Below are 17,338 nucleotides of genomic sequence, written 5' to 3' on the forward strand. Positions count from 1 at the left end.
CGGGCGTGCTCCCGCCGCGTGGACTCAAATCGCGCCTTCTGCGAGCCGCGCCTCGATGACGAACGCGAAGGCCTTGAGCGCGTCGCGCTCGGTGATCTCGCCGCCAGCGCGCGCTCTGCGGACCACGGCGCGAAAGCCGAGGTAGCGGCGCCCGTCCAGACCGAGCAGCGCCGGCACCGTCGCTGGATCGCGTGCCGTGCCGCTCGAGCCCGCGAGTTCCGCCGCTTTGTCGAAGATCCCCGCGACGAGCGCGTCGCAGCGCTCGAGCGCGACGGCATACCGCTCCGCGGCGATCGTCGCCTCGATCTCCGCGATCGCCTCCCGCTCGGCGGCCGGCCAGAGCGCGACGAACGAGAGGCCCGGCTGGGCGAGGTGCCTCGTCGCCGCGGACGGGCCGTCCGCGCGCGCGGTCGCCGGGGCGTCCGCCTGCGCGACCAGCCTCCGGGCGGCGAGCCGCAGCGACGACGGGAGCCCGCGGCTCACCGGATCCCTGACGCCGGCGCTGCGCGGATCGAGCTCGCCGCCACGTGACGCGGTCACGCCGGGCGCCGCCGCGCCCTCGCTCGGGTCGCCGATCGTCGAGTCCGGTGGCATCGTCGACCACGGCTTGCTGGGCGGCGCGAGCCGCGAGATCACCGCGTCGAGCGGCGCCGATGGCGGCGGCGACGCGTCGCGCAGGGCGGTGGCGAGCCCGCCCTCGATCGCGTCGAACCCGCCCAGCCCGCTCCCCATCGCGTCGGGCAGGCGGCTCTCGAAGGCGCGCAGGACCGCGGCGCTGATCTCCTCGAGCCCCTCGTAGAGCCCGAGCCCCGTCTTCGCCGACGTGGCCAGCGAGGAGACGCGGGACGGGTTCAACATCGCGTCGAGCTCCGAGAGCGGCAGCAAACCGGGCAAATCGCGCTTGTTGTGCTGGAAAATGTGCGGGACGTGCTCCAGCGCCCGCCCCTGCTCGGCGAGGTTCTCGCGCAGGTTCTCCATGCTCTCCATGTTGGCGTCGGCGCGAACGGCCTGCGAATCGCTGACGAACACGATGCCGTCGGCGCCCGTGAGCACCAGCTTTCGGGTCGCGTTGAAGTAGACCTGCCCTGGCACCGTGAAGAGCTGGAGCCTCACGTTCATCCCGCGCAGCTGCGGGAGCCGGACCGGCAAGAAGTCGAAGTAGAGCGTTCGATCGACCGGCGTCGCGAGGGAGACGAGCTTGCCGCGGTACTCGGGCTTTGCCGTGGCGTGCAAGTACTCCAGCGTGGTCGTCTTGCCGCCGAGGCCGGGCCCGTAATAGACGATCTTGAAGACGAGCTCGCGCGACAGTGGGTTCACCGACGCCATGGGCGGCGGCGACGATACACGAAAAGGCGAACGAGAGCGCCGGGGTGTGCGCGGGCGCATGAAAACCAGGCGCGCACCCGCGTGCCCGCCAGGGCGGGGCACCGGAGGTGCGGCCGGCGCGGCGCGCCGTCAGCGAAGGCCGACGAGCGGCTCGAACTTGTCCTTCTGGCCGATCTGGAGCATGAGCGCGACCTGGCCCCGCTGCGCCTGGAAGTAATCGAGCCGCAGCCGGTGCGTCCCCTCCGTGAGGCGGGCCTCGCCGTCCACGGTCTTCGCGCTGTGGACTCCGTCGTTCGCGACCACGCGCTTGTCGTCGATGTAGAGGACCGCGCCGTCGTCCGAGGTGAGCCTGAGCTGGAACACGCCTTCCTGGGGCGCCTTGAACTCGCCCTCGAACCGGATCGCGAACCACTCGTTCTGCGCGAGCGCGCCTGGGAAGCCGCCGGAGAAGTCCTGCGACTTCACCTCGAACTTGTCCGTGTACAGCACCGCGAACGGCACGAGCCCGTCGAAGGTCGGGAGCTTCTGGGTGTTCTCGGGGATCACGTACGCGAGCCCCCGGAAGGCGCCGCCCTCCCCGTTGCCGAACGCGTTCGGGGCGGTGATGCGCGGCGCGTTGTTCGTGGGCAGGCGCCACTTCGGGGTCCTGCGCCGCTCGGGCTCCGGGTCGGGCTTGGCCGGCTTGCGCGACCGGGGGGCCTTCTTGGCGGGCGGCGGGGGCGGCGGCGAGGCCTCTGCCGGCGTATTGCCGCTCTGGATGGTGACATGGCAGCCGCTGAGGAGAGACGCGGCAAGCACGCACGAGGCGATGTGCGACGAGGTTCGGACCATGACGTCTCCTGAGAGGGAACGGACGGATTGGCCCGTCCCCACGTGAATGCGAGGATGGCGCTTAGACGTTCGAGCCGTGCGCCGCAATCAGCGTCACGTCGCGTCAGGGGCCCCCGGCACGAGCGAGCCCGCCGGTCGAGCCCCGAGCGCCTCGAGCGCGTCCTCGGGAAACCCTGTGGCTTGGCCGTGCAGCACGGGCCCGGGCGCCTCCTGCCGCGCGTTCCCGTCGAGCGATTCCGCGGCGCGCCAGACCGACGAGCGCTGGGCGAGCGCGAGCGCGGCGAGGCAGGCGAGCACGCTGGCGAGCGCGCCGGCGTTCATCACGCCCTCGTACCGGCCCCGCGCGGGGCCCGCGTAGCTCAGCCCGAGCAGCGCGCCGCTCACGAGGCCCCCGATGTGCGCGGCGTTGTTGATGCGGATTCCCGTGCTCGACGCGTTCACGACGAAGCCGAAGAGGACGATGTAGAACACGGCCTGGAGCGCGAGGTCCTTCCATCGCGGGTCGCGGCGGCGGAGCAGCCAGCCGAGCAGGAGGCCCATCACGCCGAACACGGCGCCGCTCGCGCCCGCGGTGCACACGACCTCGGGCTGCACGAAGAGGTTCCATGCGGCGCTCGCGCCGAAGCCGAACAGGCCCGTGAGCACGTACGCGATCGCGAACCGCGCCGAGCCGACGGCGGGCTCGGCGGCGCGGGCGAGCATGCCGAGCGTCACCATGTTCATGCCGAAGTGGAGGACGCCCATGTGGACGAAGACCGCGGAGAGCAGCCGGAACGGCTCGAAGGGCACGCCGGGCGCGAGGAGGAGGGCGCCGAAGCGGAGGTAGCTCGACGTGTCCCACGCCGAGAGGAGGCCGAGATCGCGGGAGTGCGCGGCCATCAGCTGGCCGACGAACACAAACGCCGTGAGCCCGCCCAGGATCTTGGTCGCGAGCAGGCTTCGCCCGTCGAGGCGTCCTCGGGTGGGCGCGGCGTGGGCAGGAGGCGCGAGGAGGGGCGCGCCGCAGCGGATGCAGCGGCTGAAGTCGCCGCCGTTGAGGGCGCCGCAGCGCGCGCAGTGCAGCGAGCGCCTCCTTGCGCCGGACGGCCCCGCCGTCACAGGGCGGTCCCGAAGCGCTGCCCGGCGCCGGGGTGTGGGGGGGACCTGAACGCTGTATCGAGGGTCACCTGGGCTCCTTTCACGCCGGACGCTCGGCGTGGAGGCCGGCACAATGTGGCGGCTCCTGGCCGTAAGGTCCACGGGTTTGGGCCGTTGTCGAGGGGTGAATGCCGTGGCCCTCCCGCGCTCGGTTCCGCCTGCCGCTGGCGAGCCGCCGCGCGCCCTCCTCGCGGGGGGCGCGCGGCGGCTCGCCGGCGGCGCGCAGGCGCTCCTGGACCGCGGGGCGCGCCGACCCGAGAGGGGCGCGAGGCGGACACCGGTGCGCTCCGTTCTGCGTCCGGGTATCGTCGCCGCTGTGACGGCGGTGGCAGCAGCGAGGCCCGATCTCGAGGCGGAGCGCCTGCTGTGCGAGCGCGCGGCGCAGGGCGATCGCCTCGCGCTCGGGCAGCTGCTCCGCAAATACGGGCCAGCGCTGTACCGCGCGGTGCTGTTGCCCCGCCTCGGCTCCGACGCGGCCGCGCAGGACGCTCTGGCCGAGACGTACGCGCGCGTGATCGAGCGGTTCTACCAGTTCCAGTGGCAGAGCTGCGGCATCTATCCCTGGCTCCGCGTCATCGCGCTGCGCATCGCGCTCGACATGCTCCGCGCGCGCCGCCGCGAGGCGCTCTTCGAGCCCGAGGATCTCCAGCGCGAGATCGACGCGGCGGAGACCGACCTCACCGCGCGTGGAGAGGCCGAGCTCTGCGAGAAGCGCGATCTCGCGGACGCGCGGGCGCGCGTCGAGGACGCGCTCGGGCGCCTCAACCCCCGTTACGCCGAGGCGATCCGGCTACGGGTGCTCGAGGAGCGGCCCCGCGACGAGGTGGCCCTCGCGCTCGGGGTCAGCGTGGCGACGTTCGATGTCGTCCTGCACCGCGCCATGACCGCGCTGAAGAAGGCGATCGCCGCGCCGCGCGCGGAGCGCGAGGAAGGAGCGCGATGAAGCCGCGGCTGCCCTCGGATCCGCGTTCGCCGCCGACCGGCGACGGGCCCCTGGAGCGCCGCGCCGGCGCGGATCGCGGCCGGCGGCTCGCGCTCGTCGTGCCCGTCGCGGAGCCCGTCGCGCCTGCGTCCGACGACGAGCTGGGCGCGGCGCGCGCGCTCGCGGAGGCGCTCGATCGCGGCGAGGTCCCGCTCGCGGACGCGCTCAGGGCGGCGGCCCGCCCCGACGGGCTCGACAGGGCGGACCACGAGGCGCTGCTCGCGCGCGCGCTCGGCGACGAGGGCGCGCCGCCGACCAAGGCCGAGCTGCGCGCCGCCGAGCGCCTGCGGGAGGCGCTCGAGCCCCGCGCCGCCGCCGGCGGTGGTCCGGGGCGGGGCGGCGGCTCCGGCGGCGAGGGGGCGCTCGGCTCGCCTGATGCACGCGACGATCTCGCGGAGCTCGCTGTCGCGCTCCGGGCTGCGTGGCGTCCGGCGGCGCTCCCGGAGCTCCCGGGGCGCGCGCTCATCGACCAGGCCCTCCGCGCCTCGCCCGCGCGCGGCCCCCGGCGCATCGCGCCGGTGACGATGGCGGCGCTCTCGACCCTCGCCGCGGCCGCGGCGGCCGTGGCGCTGATCGTCGGCCAGATCAGGGAGGAGCGCGCCTCCGTCGCGCGCGCGCCCGCGGCCGGTGCTCCGGCCGCGGCGCTCGCCGCGCGGCCCCTGCTGATCGAGGCGCGCTCGACCGCCGCGCTCTTCGATCCGGCCGCGCCCTTTCCGCGGGAGGGCGGTCAGACGGAGCGGATCGATCGCATCGCCGCCGCGCGCGCGTCCGATCTGCGCCAGAACCGCTACGCGGCGTGGGGGGTGCGCTGATGCGGGGCCCGCACCTCGTCGCCGTCTGCCTGGGGCTCTTCGCGGCGGCGCACCTCGGGTGCGCCCCGGGCGACGAGCGGGCGCGCGCTGCCGGGGGCCCGGGCGATCCGGGGTGCGCGTGCGCCCCGGCCCAGGTCGTCGATCCCACGCTCCTCGCCTTCCTCTCGAGGGCGCGCGCGGCGCACCATGCCGCCGACGTCGCGCTCGGCGCGGGCGATCGCGCCGCTGCGCTCCGCGCCCTGGAGGGGATCATCGCCGCGCCGAGGCCGCCGGGGGCGCCGCCGGAGGTCGCCGAGGTGACGGCGGACACGTACGCCCGGCTGGCGGAGCTCCGGAGCGAGGCCGGCGAGTTCGACGCCGCGGCGCGCGACATCGACGCGGGCCTCCGGTTGGCGCCGGCGCCTTCTCATTATCAAGGCCACCTCTACGAGGTCGCGGGCGTGGTCGAGGAGCGCCGCGCGAAGGCGCTCGAAGCGAAGGGGGATCGCGAGGCGGCGACGCAGGCCCGCGCGCGGGCGGTCGGGCTGCTGGAGCGGGCGATCTCGATCCAGGACCAGGTGATCACCGAGGCCCTGACGGGCCCCGGGGAAAAGCCGCGCTGAAGGGCGCGCTCGCCGTGGTCTGCAATTGCGACGGGCGCGCGTTCGTCGTTAGACTCGAGCGGGAGGGGGCCGCCGCTCGACCCGATGACGTTCCGTGTTCCAAGGCCGAAGCCCGGGTACGATCTCAAATCGCTCCCGCTGAAACCCGCGGAGGCGTTCCTCCTGTCCCGCATCGACGGCGTCCTGACGGATCGGGATCTGTCCTTGATCACGGGAATGTCGCACGGCGATACCGTCGAGGCGCTGCGCCGCTTGCGCGACCTCGGCGCGATCCTCCTGGATGGGGAGCCCTCCGGACAGCCTCCGCCGCGGGACGCCGCGCGGCGCGCGGCCGCGGTGGATCCGGAGAAGACGATGCCGTCCGGGTCCGAGGCCGTCCCGCTCGGCCGGGACGCGCTGCAGCAGATGGAGTCCCTGCCGCTCTACGATCCCGCCGAGCTCGACGAGCCGGTCGAGCTCGCCTCCGACCGGAAGCGGCGGATCCTCGACCTCTACTACCGTCTCGAGGATCTCAGTTATTACGCGCTGCTCGGCGTCCCGGATCAGGCGGACAAGAAGCAGATCAAGAGCGCCTACTACCAGCTCGCGCCAGAGTTCCATCCGGACACCTACTTCCGGAAGCAGCTCGGCTCCTACAAGCCGAAGATCGAGGCCATCTTCACGCGCATCACGCTGGCGCACGACACGCTGACGTCGAAGCAGCGGCGCGCCGAGTACGACGCGTACCTCGAGCAGACCCACAAGAACCGGACGATGGCGGCGCTGATCGAGCAGACGCCGCGCGACATCGCCACGATAACTACCGCCGTCGACGCCACGGTGCGCGCCGCGTTCGCCGATCCGCGCGACATGGGCGCGTCGCCCGGGCGTTATTCCTCCGAGCGCGCGCCCGCGGAGCAGGGCGCGTCCGCTGTGTCCTCCGGTGCCGCCGCGCCGGTTCAGCCGTCGCCGGCGCAGCCGCGCGCAGGAGGAGGCTCGCCCGACAACGGAGGCGCGCCGGCGCGGAGCGCAGCGCCGGCCACGCCTGTCGCGCCTGCCCCCACCGCCAAGGATCGGCGTGAGACGTTCGCGCGCAAGCTCACCGGAGGCTTGCGGCGCGCTCCGCCGGGGGCGCCCTCTGCGTCGGCGGCCGCTGCGTCCGGGGCAGCTGCAACGCCGGCCGCGGTGACCGCTGCGCCTCGGGCGGCCACCCCGCCGGCCGTGGCGACCGCTGCGCCTGGAACGTCCGTCGTGCCAGCTGCGGCGGCAGGCGCCCCTGCGGCGCCTCCGAAGATCCCTTCCGGCGTGCGTTCGCCGGAGTCGATACGGGCGGTCGAGGCGCTCAAGGCGCGTTACGAGAACGCCCGCAACGAGGCGCTCCGGAGCCAGATCGCGCGGTACTCCGACGTGGCTCGGGCCGCGCTCGAGCGGAGCGAGTTCGCGAGCGCGGCCAACGCGTACCGGATCGCCGCGTCGCTGGCTCCGGAGGACGCAGAGCTCCAGAGGGCGTCGGCCGAGGTGGAGCGCCTCGCGGCGGTGGCGCTGGCGGACGGGTACCTCAAGCAGGCCGAGTACGAGGCACAGACCGGCCGCTGGGTCGAGGCGGCGCTGAGCTACGTGAAGGTGTGCAACGGTCGCCCGGACGACGCCGGCGCGCACGAGCGGGTCGCGCACGCGACGCTCCAGGCCGGGGAGAGCTCGCGGCGGGCGGTGGAGTTTGCGCGGCGGGCGGTGGAGCTCGTGCCCGCCTCCGTGGAGTACCGGATCACGCTCGCGCTGTCGTACGCCGCCGCGGGGCTCGCGAAGAGCGCGGCCGGCGAGCTCGAACGCGCCGCCGAGCTCGCAGGGAACGATGGTAGGCTGCGCGGTCTCGTCGCGCAGGCGCGCGAGCAGGCCAAACAGCAGGGGAAGCAAGTCTAGCGCCGGCCCTTACAGAAGGCGCGTCGGCCTCGGGCAGGCCCGGGGCGGCGCCTTCCGCATGGCCGGCGCACGATTGGCCCGCTCGGCTCCGCGAAACGGTCTAGCATCGTGGCCTCAGCGGCCGTTCGGGCCGAAGATCACAAGAGGAGCAGCGGCATCGATGGAGCGTGTCATCGGCATTGACCTTGGCACCACGAACTCGTGCGTTGCCATCGTCGAGGAGGGCGTCCCGACCGTCATCCCGAATCGCGGTGGGTACAAGACGACGCCGTCCATGGTCGCGATCACCGAGGCCGGCAAGCGGCTCTGCGGGCACATCGCGAAGCGGCAGGCGATCACCAACGCCGAGAACACGGTCTACGCCGCGAAGCGGCTGATCGGCCGGAAGTGGTCGTCCCCGCAGGTGAAGAACGCGATCCTGACCGCCTCGTACAAGATCGTCGAGGGGCCGCACGGCGACGTCCGCATCCAGCTGCGCGACAAGACGTACTCGGTCCCCGAGATCAGCGCGATGGTCCTCCAGGAGATGAAGCTGTTCGCCGAGGACTACCTCAACGAACCGGTCTCGAAGGCGGTCATCACGGTCCCCGCCTACTTCAACGACAACCAGCGGCAGGCGACGAAGGACGCGGGCCAGATCGCGGGGCTCGACGTCATCCGCATCGTCAACGAGCCGACGGCTGCAGCGCTCGCGTACGGGTTCGGCAAGAACGTCGAGAAGACGATCGCAGTCTTCGACCTCGGCGGCGGCACGTTCGACATCTCCGTGCTCGAGATCGGCGCGGGCGGGGTCTTCAAGGTCATCGCCACGGCGGGGGACACGTTCCTCGGCGGCGAGGACTTCGACGCGCGCGTCATCGACTGGCTTGTGCAGGGCTTCAAGGAGCAGCACGACGTCGATCTGCGGCAGGACCGGATGGCGCTCCAGCGGCTCAAGGACGCGGCCGAGAAGGCGAAGTGCGAGCTGTCCAGCGTCCTGGAGACCGAGATCAACCTGCCGTTCATCATCTCGAGCGCGCGGAACGAGGCGCTGCACCTCCAGCGGACGCTCTCGCGGGCCACGCTGCAGGAGCTGTGCGAGGACCTCGTCGAGCGGTGCATCGAGATCTGCAGCCAGACGCTCGAGGATGCGCGGCTCGACCGCGACGAGATCGAGGACGTCGTGCTCGTCGGCGGCATGACGCGCATGCCGAGGGTGCAGGAGGCCGTCCGCGACTTCTTCGAGCGTGAGCCGTGCAAGGGGGTGCACCCCGACGAGGTGGTCGCGCTCGGCGCGGCGGTGCAGGGCGCCGCGCTCGTGGACGAGACGAAGCAGATGATCCTGCTCGACGTCACGCCGCACGCGCTCGGCATCATGACGTTCGGGTCGAACTTCGAGGAGCTCATCCCGCAGAACACCACGGTGCCCACGAGCCGGTCGAAGATCTTCACGACGAGCCGCGACAACCAGACCGCCGTGAAGATCCTTGTCATGCAAGGCGAGCACCAGAAGGCGACGGACAACGAGCTGCTCGGCGAGTTCATCCTCACCGGCCTGCGCCGCGCGCCGAAGGGGCAGGTCGAGATCGAGGTCACGTTCGAGATCAACAGCGACGGCATCGTCTCGGTGAGCGCGAAGGATCTGGAGACGGGCCAGCAGCAGTCGATCCAGGTCACCGCGTCGAGCGGCCTCACGAAGGAGGAGGTCGGCGAGATGATGGAGGCGGCGAAGGAGTACCTCGTCGATCGCCGCGCGAGCGACCAGTTCGAGGGCGTCCGGCAGGAGGCCGAGAAGCTCATCGCCGAGATCGAGCGGATGTTCCCGCAGGTCGAGCAGATCGTGGCGTCCAGCGACTTCGGCCGCGACGCCATCGGCAAGGCGCGCGGGATCGTGGACCGCTCGCGTCAGGCCATCGGCCGGCGCGACGCGGCCGCGGTCAAGGAGCAGATGGAGGCGCTCTCGCGCACCCACCGGATGTTCAAGGGTGTCGTAGCCAGGCCACAGGGGTGAGGGGTGGCCGCGATGAGGGAAGACGATGCGGTCGGTGCCGCCTGACTCCAAGACCCTGGACTCCTCCTGGGGGCTCGACGAGGTGGACGAGCTCGAGGACACCCAACCGGTCGCCTCGAAGGAGCTCCTCGCGCTCGCCGCGCTCGCCCGCGAGGAGAAGGGCTCACCCCGCATGGAAACCCCGCCCGCCGGCACGCCTCTGCAGCCGGACGGCGAGGGCAAGATCACGCTCCCGCCGCCGATCCCGGTCAGCGACTACGTGGCAAAGATGATGACCCGCCGCTCTCACTCGAGCTCCGAGATCACCGCCCAGCGGCAGCGCCCTCCGGAGGCCTTTCCGCCGGAGGGGTACCCGCCCGTCCCGCCGCCGCGCCGGACGATCCCCTGGGAGCCGCCGCCTGGCTCCTCGTTCTCGGGCAAACACGGCGCTCCCGGCCGAGAGACCGCGAGGCTCGGCCTGGAGTGCGACGAGCCCGGGGTCCCGTCGCGGCCCGGCGGGCGGATTGGGTTCGGATCGCTCGACGCCGAGCGCGACTTCGGGTCGGAGCTCGACGACGAGCTCCTGCGCGAGCCGAGCCCGTCGTACCCGCGCAGCTTTGGCGAGATCGACGTCTTCGGTGGTCCGCCGGTCGATGCGCGGGACGTCCACGTCCCCCCGGCGGCGAAGGGGCGCGTCCCTCGTCCGGACGACGGCGGGCCGCTGGGCATCGATTTTCGCCTCGATCTCGGGTTCGAGGAGCCGGGCCCTCCGATGGACGAGCCGCCGATCACGCCGCCGCCCGGCACGCTCCGTTACGGCCTGCTCGTGGAGGACGACGAGCCCGCGTTCCGCGGCGGGACGGGGGCGCTCGCCGGTTCGACCTCGTACAGGGTATCGGGCGAGGCGCAGGGCGCGGCGCGCGCTCCGCGCCGATCCGAGACCGAGCGCGCGCCTGCGGCCGTCGCGACGGTCGACAAGGGGGTTCATTCACGCGCAACCGAGCCCCACCTGAGCGCCCAGGGGCCGCGGGAGCAGATGCAGCACCGGTTCGATCAGGGCGATTTCGGCGGCGCGCTCATCCTCGCGGAGGGCCTGCTCGAGGAGAACCCGAAGGACTGGATGGCGCGGCAGTACGCGGACAGCTGCGTCGAGATGCTCCGGCAGATGTACCAGTCGCGCCTCGGAGACGGCTCGCGGGTGCTGCGGCTCGCGGTGTCGCCGGATCAGCTCCGCTCGCTGAACCTCGATCACCGCGCGGGCTTCCTGCTCTCGTGCATCGACGGCTACAGCTCGATCGACGAGATCCTCGACGTGTCGGGCATGCAGTCGCTCGAGGCCTTGCGGCTCCTGTACGAGCTCGTGCAGGAGGGGATCGTCTGCAGCGTCTAGGCGCCGGCCTCGCCTGACGTCGCGGCGCCGCCTCATCGTTCCGAGCGGACCGCCGCGTCCCCAGACCCGCCTTTCCGCGATGCCGCAAGCTCGCTAGGTTGCACCGGTGCGCACGGCTCTCCAGGCCGCTCTCGGTCTCCTCCTCGCGCTGCTCGCCGGCCGCATGGGCGCGTCGCTGCTCTCGACGGTCCAGCCGATCGAGCCCGACGCTCCGGCGCAGCGGTCGCCGGCCGCCCCCTCCGACGCGAGCGCCGCGCCAGCGCTGGCAGCTCCGGCGCCCGCGCCTCCGCCGGGCGCCGAGCTCGCGGCCCACGCCGATCCGATCGCGAGCTACACGCTGCGCGCGAGCCTCGATCCGGCGCAGCACACGATGCACGGCGAGGGCACGCTGGTCTGGCGGAACGCGTCGCGCGAGCCGCAGCGCGAGCTGTTCGTCCACCTCTACCTGAACGCCTTCAAGGACCCGCGCACCGTGTTCCTCCGCTCGTCCATCAACGGCTTTCGCGGTAGCGAAATACTGTATGATTACGGTCATATCCAGGTGGCCCGCTTCGCGGTTCGCGAGATGGAGGGCGCGGACGTCTGGCCCCGCGGGAAGCCCACGACGCCCGGCGATCCCGACGACGCGACCGACATCCGGGTGGAGCTGCCGCGGGCCGTGGCGCCGGGCGAGGCGATCACGATCGATCTCGCGTGGGACGCGGACCTCCCGTCGCTCGCGCTCAGGACGGGTCACCACGGGAGCTTCCACATGGTGGGGCAGTGGTTCCCGAAGATCGCGCGCCTCGAGCCCGACGGGCGCTGGGCGCACTTCCCTTACCACCGGCTCTCGGAGTTCTACGCCGACTTCGGGGCGTACGACGTGACGGTCGACGTCCCGGAGCGCTTCGTGGTCGGGGCGACCGGCCGGCTCGTGGAGGAGCGGCGGGCCGACGGGCGAGCGATCCGCCGGTTCGTGCAGGAGGACGTGCACGACTTCGCCTTCGCCGCGTGGGACCGCTTCCGCGAGCTGCGCGCCACGACCGGCGACGGCGTCGCGATCCGGTGCCTCTTCCCCGAAGGGAGCGAGCGCGAGGCGGCGCTGGAGATCGACCTGGTCCGGTTCGGCCTCGAGCGCTTCGGCGCGGCGTTCGGCCGCTACCCGTACGGCACGCTCACGATCGTGCACCCGCCGGAGGGCGCCGAGGAGGCGGGCGGCATGGAGTATCCGACGCTCATCACGACCGGCGGCAGCTGGCTCTGGCCCGCCGTGGGCGTGCGTCTCGTCGAGGCGGTCACGGTGCACGAGCTCGCGCACCAGTGGTTCTACGGCCTCGTCGCGACGAACGAGCACCGTTACCCGTTCCTCGACGAGGGCCTCACCACCTACGCGGAAGCGGACGCGCTGCGCGCGCGCTACGGCGACGGCTCGTGGGCGCGCCTGCTCGGGCTCGAGATCGACCTCCGCGCGCAGTACCGCGCCGACGCGCTCACGTCGGGCCACAACGGCGCCGTCGCCCAGCCGGCCGCGGGCTTCGTCGACGGAAAGGACTACCTCGGGCTCGTGTACGGGAGGCCCGCTGTGCTCCTCGCGACCCTCGCCGGCGTGTACGGCGAGGACCTCGTGCGGCAAGCCGTCGGCCGCTACGCGCGCGAGAACCGGTTCCGGCACCCCGGCCCAGAGGCGCTGCTCGACGCGGTGCGGCGGGAGGTGGGCGACGAGGCGGCCGAGGCTCTCCGAGCCGGGCTCTTCGAGCGCGCGTGGGTCGACTACACCGTCGAGGCGTTCGACGCATGGCCCGCGGACGGCGCGGCGCCCGCGCCGGGCGAGGCCGGGATCGAGGCGGCGGGCTACCGCGGCCGCGCCGTCGTGCGGCGCCGCGGCTCGCTCGTGCTCCCCGTCGACGTCGCGCTGCACGGCGAGGACGGGAGCGTGCAGCGGGCGCGGTGGGATGCGCGTGAGAGCACCGCCGCGATCCCTTACGCCGGCGCCTCTCCGCTCGCCGCGGTGGTGATCGACCCCGACCACCGGGTGCTGCTCGACGAGGACCTCGCGAACAACGCGCGCCGATCGCGCCCCGACTTCCTCGCGCCCGGCGTGCTCTCGCGCGCGAGCTTCGCCGTGGGGCTCGCGCTCACGCTCCTCGGGCCATGAGCGCGCCGGCGGAGCGGGGCGCGAGCGATCCGGGCTCGCAGGGGGCCGCGGTGGCCGAGCCAGGGTGCGCGCGGCGCGCCGCGGGGCGCCCCGCCGCGCACGAGCGGCCAGCCGCGGTCGCGCTGTACTTCGGCTACCGGGCGCTCGCCTCGCTCGTGGTCGCGGCGCCGCTGTCCGTCTTCGTGGCCCAGATCGTCGGCGAATACCCGCGTGGCGACGCGATCCTCTTCGACCCCGGCGGCCTGATGCTCAGCGAGCTCGCGCGTCTCTCGGTGCACGCCGCCGCTGCCCTCGCCACGCAGCTCAGCCTGGGCACCCTGCTGGCCGCCGCGCTCGGGCTGCTCCCGCTCGCGGTGCTCCTCGCCGCGCTGAGCCAGAAGGGACCGCTCTCCGCGCAGGACCTGGGAGGCCGGGCGGCGCGCGCCCTGGGCCCGCTCGCGCTGCTCTGGGGCGTCGCGCTCGCGGCGCAGGTCGCCGCAGCGGCGCTCGTCCTGGTCCCCGGGACGAAGCTCTGCGCGGAGCTCCCGATCCTGCCGCGCGGCCGCGACCTTGCGGCGATCGCCGTCGCCGTGGTCGCGCTGGTACCGGTCGCGGCCATCGCCCTTCTCCACGATCTCGCGCGGGTCGCCGTGCTCGGCGAGCAGCGGGGCTTCTACACCGCCGTCTCCAGAGGGCTCGACGCGCTGCGTGGTGCTCCGCTCGCGGCCGTCTGGGCCTGTGCGTCCCGGGGCGCCCTCGCGGTCGTCGCGCTCGCCGGCGGGGCGTTGGGCATGCACCTCGCCGGGGTCAGCACTGGCCCGCGCGTCGCGGCCGCGCTCGCCGCGCAGCTCGCGGCGTTCGCCGCCGCGGCCTACCTGCGCGCCTCGTGGCTCGCGGCCGCCTTCCGGCTGCTCGATCGCTCCGCGGAGCGCGCCGAAGAATTCCTTGACATTCGGCTACATCCGCGTAACGTAGCCCGCCCGTGACCGACGCTTCCAGCGTAAGCGCGGGGCCCGCAGCAAGCCCAGGTAGCTCAGTTGGTAGAGCAGAGGATTGAAAATCCTCGTGTGGGCGGTTCGATTCCGTCCCTGGGCACTACCGTTCTCTTGCTTCGACCGGCGAGCAAACGCCGCCGTACCGTCCTCACACGCTAGCGTGAGCAGCCGTTCCGCACGGCGCAGCCGCTTGTCGTGGGTTCGCAGGTTTGCGGGTAACTCCTCCTCTCGCCAGCTGGCCTCGGCGGCTCGCTGCGGGTGAGCGCAGCGGTCTGTTCAGGAATACTTTCGCGGGTTTGGCCACATCGGGTGACAGTGGAACTTGGTTCCGGTGCGGTAGCGATCCTGATAAGGTGACGGGGGGATCACTCGTTGCAACCTGAACACTCCGGAGGCGCTCCAGGGAACGGCGCCTCCTCATGGAGGCTCCCTCATGGCCGATCGTCGTGTCGACTCCTCGCGAAAGAGCTCTCCGGAAACGGCCTCCGCTTCCGACTCGGCGCCGCGGAGCCGGCCGTCTGCGCCAAGTAGCCAGGCCAGCGAGACCGCTCGAAAGAAGAAGATCCTCGTCGTCGACGACTCGCTGACTTCGCTGCTGTCACAGCAGCTGACGCTCGGCGTGGACGACTACGACATCGTCATCGCGCGCAACGGCAAGGAGGCCATCGCGAAGGCGATTGCGGAGCGCCCCGATCTCATCCTGATGGACGTCGTCATGCCGGCGATGGACGGCTTCCAGGCCTGCAGGTGGCTCCGCGCGTTCGATGCGACGAAGACCGTGCCGATCATCATGATGACGACGAGGAGCGATCAGACGAGCATCAAGATCGGCTTCGCGAACGGGTGCACCGACTACCTCATCAAGCCTTTCGACAGCAATACGCTGCTCACGAAGGTCCGCACCCACCTCGGCGAATAAGCGATCTCGCCCTCTCGGCGCGCGCCAGGCGCTGCTTCGACCGAACCCTGGCGACCGGAAAGGCCCTCCGCGCGCAGGAGCAGCTTGCAGGAAGATGGGACGGCACGCGCGGCGCCAGGCCTGCCGCAACGCATACGCATACGCGCCTCGCGCGAGGTGCCCTGTCACGAGGGGCGCAGAGCAGCCACGCGGCGCGCGCGACAGGCTCGGCGCCGTCGATCAGAAGAACTGGGCCACGACGGCGCCGGATACGGGCAGTCCGGCGCATTCGCGCAGGTTCTCTATCACCGTGTTGCACCCGGCGATGGCGACGTCTCTGCCGTCGCACACGAACTCATCGTCGATGCAGGAGATGGCCTCGTCGAACTGGTCCTCGCAGCCGTCGTACTCCGCGGATCTCTCGGCGTCCTCGAGGGCGTCCACGCACTCGACCTCGTCTCTTTCGCTGCACGAGCCAGTGCAATCGCACTTGTCCTCGCACAGGCCGGACAGCGAAGCACCACAGCCCGGAAGCATGGCGAGCGCGAGGGCGATCGTGAACGAGGGGGCGAGCTTCAAGGGGTATCCTCCGACTTGGACGCGCAGCGCGCGAGCTTCGATGACGGTGGCCCTCTTATCGCGTCCGCGGAGGAGGCACAAGCCGCACGTGCGCCGCCAGCCGTGCGCCAGGGAGCTGGCCAGTGTGCGATACCGCCTCCCTCTCAGTTCCGCTGGCCCCGTTTGGCCCCTTCGGACTGCGCCGGCCAGAGCCGGCGGAAGCCGACGCCGAGGAGGGTGCCGTCGTCGCGCCGCACCAGGCCGCCGAAGCGGCACTTCTCCACCAGCGTGCCTTCGGCGAGATCGCCGCCGTCTTGAAACCGGATGCGCTGGCCCTCGCTCAGTGCCGCGAAGACGCGCGCGTCGGCCGCGATGGCGATGAGCGACTCCGGCGCAGCGACGCGCAACGGCGCGAGGTCGGCAGGGCGCGCTCGGTGAACCACGCCCCGGCGGGTCACGGCGCTTGCGAGGCCCAGGCTTCGCGCTTCGTCCGGGGTGGATGATGCCGTTGTGGTGGTGTCAATCCACACATCGACGGTGGTGCCACCCCTGTACAGGACCACGCCAGGGAGCGCCTTGCCCGTGGCGGTGGTCAGCAGGACCAGCTCGCCCACGCCGGGCTCGGTCGACGCGCGCCCGCCGAGGCGCTCACGCACCGCGTCCACCGTGGGCGTGGCCGACGCAGGCGCCGTCGCGCGGTCGGCGCGGGCCCGGTGGAGCAGGGGGAGCGAAAACTTGCGCGTCATCGGCCCCAACCATTCTACGCGAACCGACGCGCCCTCGCTCGGGCGCGGCCCTGGAATCCGCGCCTGAAGCCGCCTGCGTGTCTCCAATCAGGCCGACGCTCGCGGCCCCCGGTTACAGGCCGATGGCGCCGCGGTACATCCACCCCGTCTTGCCGCGGTGCTCGATCTTGTACCAATCGTTCTGCCGGCCAACGAGCTTGACCCGAGTGCCACGCACCAGCCGCATCACCACATCACCCTCCTTGGGCGCGCCGCGGACGAGCGCAGTATCCCAGCTCACCGTGGCCAGGCCGCTCACGGCGGTCTCGCTCGTGGTCGTGCCGGCCGCCTGCTCCTGGTCGTCGCCGCCGGCCTCCGCCTTGGCGGCGTCGGACTGCGCGCCCGGGGGATAGAAGGTGGCAGTGTAAACGAGGGAGTACCGGCGGTACTTGTGCGGGACTTCCTCGAGGGACACGTTCGAGAACTCCCGCGCTGCGCACTGGAGAATGCCGCTGACCGTCGAGGCCGGCAGGCTCGTCTTCTTCCCCTTGACGACCTGGACCTCCTTCTTCTCGAAGTTGAGCTCGAAGCCGATCGGGAGCTTGCCGTCCACGCCGAGCGCCGCCGGACACTGGGCGAGCTCCTTCAGCCGGGGCAGCGCGATCGGATCGAACTGGAGCTCTCCGCAGTCCTCGACCTTCTTGTTCTTCTTGTCGGAGCAGCGCGTGATCCTGCCAGCGCCGACCACGACCTGCTGCTGGTTCTTCGCGGCGGCCTCGGGAGGCTTGGCCTCGGGCTCCGCGGTCCCGGGCGCCGCTGCCGCGGGGGGAGGGGACGCCGGCGCCGCCGTGGCCTCGGCCGTCGCCTTGACGTCGGAAGGTACGGTCGGGCCGATGCGGACGCCGGCGAGCTTGGGCCACGCGACGCCGACGACAAACCCCACCAGCGCGATCACCCCGACCCGCGACCAGACCGGCTGCTCATCGCCGGGACGGGGGATGTCGACCGTCAGCGGGCGCTGCCTCTTCGCCATGTCCGCCTTCGCCATGTCCAGCACGTCGCCTAGCACAGGTGAGCCATCAGAACGAAATAGTCCGTTCG

General features: G+C 72.4%; 15 protein-coding genes and 1 tRNA gene. 10 read left to right on the forward strand and 6 right to left on the reverse strand.

All coding sequences use genetic code 11. The features are described from left to right. Window positions 1–24 precede the first annotated feature (24 nt). The 3 genes from WMF39_RS13215 to WMF39_RS13225 form a co-directional block, all read right to left on the reverse strand. Window positions 25–1,326, reverse strand: coding sequence for an ADP-ribosylation factor-like protein (locus WMF39_RS13215; RefSeq protein WP_437745877.1), 1,302 nt, complete (start codon window positions 1,324–1,326; stop codon window positions 25–27). Between the two features lie 129 nt (window positions 1,327–1,455). Beyond that, window positions 1,456–2,157, reverse strand: a complete 702-nt coding sequence (locus WMF39_RS13220) for a PA14 domain-containing protein (protein WP_437745878.1) — start codon at window positions 2,155–2,157, stop codon at window positions 1,456–1,458. Between the two features lie 93 nt (window positions 2,158–2,250). Beyond that, a complete protein-coding gene (locus WMF39_RS13225; protein WP_437745879.1) occupies window positions 2,251–3,255 on the reverse strand; it encodes a rhomboid family intramembrane serine protease in 1,005 nt (334 codons plus the stop codon). Between the two features lie 364 nt (window positions 3,256–3,619). Between WMF39_RS13225 and WMF39_RS13230 the strand changes: the two genes are divergently transcribed. From WMF39_RS13230 to WMF39_RS13275, 10 genes are all read left to right on the forward strand, one after another. Continuing rightward, a complete protein-coding gene (locus WMF39_RS13230; RefSeq protein ID WP_437745880.1) occupies window positions 3,620–4,237 on the forward strand; it encodes an RNA polymerase sigma factor in 618 nt (205 codons plus the stop codon). Then, window positions 4,234–5,088, forward strand: coding sequence for a hypothetical protein (locus WMF39_RS13235; protein WP_437745881.1), 855 nt, complete (start codon window positions 4,234–4,236; stop codon window positions 5,086–5,088). The genes WMF39_RS13230 and WMF39_RS13235 overlap by 4 nt, the downstream gene beginning before the upstream one ends. Then, on the forward strand, window positions 5,088–5,690 hold the full coding sequence (locus tag WMF39_RS13240; RefSeq protein ID WP_437745882.1) for a hypothetical protein: 603 nt from the start codon (window positions 5,088–5,090) through the stop codon (window positions 5,688–5,690). Before WMF39_RS13235 ends, WMF39_RS13240 begins: the two co-directional genes overlap by 1 nt. 84 nt (window positions 5,691–5,774) lie before the next feature. Continuing rightward, window positions 5,775–7,589 carry a DnaJ domain-containing protein gene (locus WMF39_RS13245; protein WP_437745883.1) on the forward strand — a complete coding sequence of 605 codons (1,815 nt, stop codon included), beginning with the start codon at window positions 5,775–5,777 and terminating at the stop codon, window positions 7,587–7,589. A gap of 160 nt (window positions 7,590–7,749) precedes the next feature. Further along, complete coding sequence (gene dnaK, locus WMF39_RS13250) at window positions 7,750–9,579, forward strand: molecular chaperone DnaK (RefSeq protein ID WP_272103249.1); 1,830 nt, start codon at window positions 7,750–7,752, stop codon at window positions 9,577–9,579. 34 nt (window positions 9,580–9,613) lie between these two features. Next, window positions 9,614–10,948 carry a hypothetical protein gene (locus WMF39_RS13255; RefSeq protein WP_437745884.1) on the forward strand — a complete coding sequence of 445 codons (1,335 nt, stop codon included), beginning with the start codon at window positions 9,614–9,616 and terminating at the stop codon, window positions 10,946–10,948. Window positions 10,949–11,054: 106 nt separating this feature from the next. Further along, the gene (locus WMF39_RS13260; RefSeq protein WP_437745885.1) at window positions 11,055–13,082 is read left to right on the forward strand and encodes a M1 family metallopeptidase; all 2,028 of its coding nucleotides are present in this window, start codon (window positions 11,055–11,057) and stop codon (window positions 13,080–13,082) included. Next, complete coding sequence (locus tag WMF39_RS13265) at window positions 13,079–14,047, forward strand: hypothetical protein (RefSeq protein ID WP_437745886.1); 969 nt, start codon at window positions 13,079–13,081, stop codon at window positions 14,045–14,047. The genes WMF39_RS13260 and WMF39_RS13265 overlap by 4 nt, the downstream gene beginning before the upstream one ends. 36 nt (window positions 14,048–14,083) lie before the next feature. After that, window positions 14,084–14,156 (forward strand) — tRNA-Phe (locus tag WMF39_RS13270). Window positions 14,157–14,489: 333 nt separating this feature from the next. Beyond that, entirely contained in the window at window positions 14,490–14,975 is a 486-nt protein-coding gene (locus WMF39_RS13275; protein ID WP_437535278.1) for a response regulator, read from the forward strand. A gap of 219 nt (window positions 14,976–15,194) precedes the next feature. On the opposite strand, the gene WMF39_RS13280 is transcribed toward WMF39_RS13275, so the two are convergent. The 3 genes from WMF39_RS13280 to WMF39_RS13290 form a co-directional block, all read right to left on the reverse strand. Further along, on the reverse strand, window positions 15,195–15,533 hold the full coding sequence (locus tag WMF39_RS13280; protein WP_437745887.1) for a hypothetical protein: 339 nt from the start codon (window positions 15,531–15,533) through the stop codon (window positions 15,195–15,197). Window positions 15,534–15,676: 143 nt separating this feature from the next. Continuing rightward, window positions 15,677–16,168 carry a hypothetical protein gene (locus WMF39_RS13285; protein ID WP_437745888.1) on the reverse strand — a complete coding sequence of 164 codons (492 nt, stop codon included), beginning with the start codon at window positions 16,166–16,168 and terminating at the stop codon, window positions 15,677–15,679. Between the two features lie 202 nt (window positions 16,169–16,370). After that, window positions 16,371–17,285 carry an SH3 domain-containing protein gene (locus WMF39_RS13290; protein WP_437745889.1) on the reverse strand — a complete coding sequence of 305 codons (915 nt, stop codon included), beginning with the start codon at window positions 17,283–17,285 and terminating at the stop codon, window positions 16,371–16,373. Window positions 17,286–17,338 lie beyond the last annotated feature (53 nt).

Source organism: Sorangium sp. So ce1504 (assembly GCF_051521635.1).
Lineage (GTDB): Bacteria > Myxococcota_A > Polyangia > Polyangiales > Polyangiaceae > Sorangium > Sorangium cellulosum_B.